This window comes from Corallococcus sp. CA049B, from assembly GCF_003611685.1.
Lineage (GTDB): Bacteria > Myxococcota > Myxococcia > Myxococcales > Myxococcaceae > Corallococcus > Corallococcus coralloides.
The window spans coordinates 1-2,593 of sequence record NZ_RAWC01000411.1; the positions used below are offsets into that span (position 1 = coordinate 1).

2 protein-coding genes are annotated in these 2,593 nt (G+C 72.3%); both read right to left on the reverse strand.

Going from position 1 to position 2,593, the window contains the following annotated elements; all coding sequences use genetic code 11:
* Positions 1-114: 114 nt before the first annotated feature.
* Positions 115-1,323, reverse strand: a complete 1,209-nt coding sequence (locus tag D7W82_RS39220; RefSeq protein ID WP_120623128.1) for a PEGA domain-containing protein — start codon at positions 1,321-1,323, stop codon at positions 115-117.
* A 28-nt stretch (positions 1,324-1,351) separates the two neighbouring features.
* On the reverse strand, positions 1,352-2,593 hold a 1,242-nt coding region (locus D7W82_RS39225), incomplete at its 5' end, for a PEGA domain-containing protein (protein WP_147439775.1).

The following is a 2,593-nucleotide window of genomic DNA, read 5'->3' on the forward strand; positions in this document are numbered from 1 at the left end:
ATCGACGACGCCCGTCTGGGCAAGCGCGAGGCTGGGGAGGAGGGCGAGCAGCGGCAGGTGGCGCATACGGCCTGGGACTCTAGGTGCGAGCCGCCCCGGGACAAGCGCCGCGTGTCACCAGTCCTCGGTACCCGACACGTCGTCCAGCGGATCATCCCCGGAGTGCTTCTTGACGGACTGTCGGGAGTTGCCTCCGCGGTCCTCCGAGCCCCAGTCCTCCGCGCCGCTGCGGTTGTCCAGCGGGTCGCGCTTCTTCTGGACCTGCTCGCCCTCGCTGTTGATGAGCTGGTTGACCACCCGCTCCATCTCCGACTTGAGCTGGCCGTACTCGTCGCCCTGGATCACCAGCTTGCGCGAGCCCATGCGCCTGCCCGTCTTCACGTCGAAGAGGCCCACGGCGAGCTCCGTGCCCCGCTCCGGGATGACGCGCACGGTGCCCACCATCGCCCGGTCCAGGCTCAACGAGCGGCCCAGCGACACGACGGCGTTGGCGGGCTTGTCGCTGGGGCGTGACACGTCCGGAATCACCTTGTCCAGCTGCGCGTCGTAGGCCTTGTAGGTGGCCGTGGGCACCAGCGAGGCGACGACGTCCACGTCGTCCGGCGTCACCTCCGCGATCTGCCCGAACTGGCGGAAGCCCGGCCGCTCCATGCGCACCAGGTGCTTGCCCACCGGCAGCGTGGGCAGCGTCAGCGGCGTGTAGCCCACCGGCTCGCCGTCCACGTACACGCGGGCGCCCGCGGGCCGGGACTTGAAGGTGGCGCTGCCGCGCAGCTGAGAGGGGCGGCTGGTCGCCACCTGCACGCGCAGGCTGATGAAGTCCCGGCTGAAGCGCTTGGGGTTCAATTCGAACGTGGGGTTGAGCGCCATCAGGTCGATGAGCAGCAGCTTCGCCTCCTCCACGTCGCCCCGCAGCTGGAGGATGGCGCCGTGCAGCGCCAGCGCGTCGCACAGCGGGAAGCAGGACGTCATGGCCGCGACGGAGCCGTCCAGCTCCTTGAGGGTGGCGCGCACCTTGCGCTCCGCGTCCTCGTACTCGCGCGCCTCGAAGGCCTTGACGCTCTCCTCGTAGCCCTTCTTCGCGCGCTGGAAGGACGCCTGCGCGGCCGGGTCGTCCGGCAGACCGAAGAGGTCGCGCGGCTTTCGCACGGCGTAGCTGGCGAAGTTGCCGAGCGCGTCATTCATGTAGCTCTCCATCTGCACCCCCGAGGACTCGGACGACGGGTCCATGGGGATGAGCAGCGCGGAGATGCGGCCCGGCTGGGACGAGGCGGACAGCGCCAGGGCGGGCAGCAGCACGAGCGCGAGCGGAAGGGCTTTCATGAGGAGTCCTGTGCGCTTGACGCCCGGGCTAGAAGGAAATTCCACCGGGCAGACCGTTCACCGGGTTGAAGCCGGGGCCGCGGTCCGTGGTGGCCACGTACACCACGCCCGCCGTCACGGCCGCCACGCCCGCCGCCGCGGCCCAGAACCAGGGCTTGCGCAGCACGGAGTCGCTGGACACGAGCGGCTCCTTCGAGTCCTCGCGGCCCTGGGGCAGGGCCGCGCCGGTGAGGAAGGTGTGCACCTGGTCCGCGGCGAAGTCCGCGCTGCCCTTGCCGTCGCGCTTGCCGAAGTCCACCTCCACGCCGCGCAGGCGGTTCTTGGTGCGCACGTCCCACGCCTGCACCTCGCCGTGCAGCCGGCCCTTCTTGTCCTGGAACGTGGCCGCCAGCACCACGTAGCGCGCGTTGAGCCGCTCGGCGATGGCGCCCACCTCCGGCGGCGTGCCGTCCGCGTCGAAGGCGGCCTCCGTGCCGGCCTTCGTCGCCGCGTCACGCAGCGCGGACAGGCCCGGCGCGGAGCCGAGCTTCGTCTTCAGCTCCGTGGGGGCGGAGGGCTTCACCTCCACGTACGCCGCGAACGGGGCGTAGCCCGGCAGCACCACCTGCACGGGGTAGCGGCCCGGGGCCAGCTTCGCGCCGGCCAGCGGCGTCGTGCCCACGTCGCGGCCGCGCACCAGCACGCGCGCGCCCTGCGGCTGGGTGTTCACCACCAGCGTGCCCTGCGGCTGCGCGTTCAGCTCGCTCTGCGCCTCGGAGAACACCCGCTGCACGTCCTGGCCGAAGAGGCTCGCGTCCGGGGTCAGCGACGGCTCCGCGAGCAGCGCGTTCGTGAAGGCCGCCTTCGCGCCCGCCACGTCGCCGTTGAGCAACTGGGACGCGCCCTGGAAGAGGTACGTCTCCCCCAGCTTCTCCGGGCGCAGGTCGCCGGGGCGCTGCACGTAGGCCTCCGCGGCCGCCTTGAACTTCACCGCCGCGGAGTCCGGGTCCAGGTTGTCGTACGCCGCGCGGCCCTCGTCGAAGAGAGCGTCAGCGCGGGGGTTGCCCTGGGGCTCCGGGGGCGGGAAGGCGGTGGCCAGGTCGACGAACTGCACGTCGCCCGCGCTGCCCAGCCGCCGGGTGATCGTGTCCTCCAGCTTCGCGGCGGAGTCCGTCGCGGCCGGCTGGCGGGCCACGCCGAAGATGGCCACCGCGTTGGCCGGCGCCGCGCGCACCGGGGCCGGCGCATCCACCACCTTCTTCGGAGCGGCGGGCGTGGCCGGGGCGAGGGG

Excerpts from the sequence above, each read along its gene's own strand:
- D7W82_RS39220 (WP_120623128.1), bottom strand. The coding sequence starts at position 1,323 with ATGAAAGCCCTTCCGCTCGCGCTCGTGCTGCTGCCCGCCCTGGCGCTG.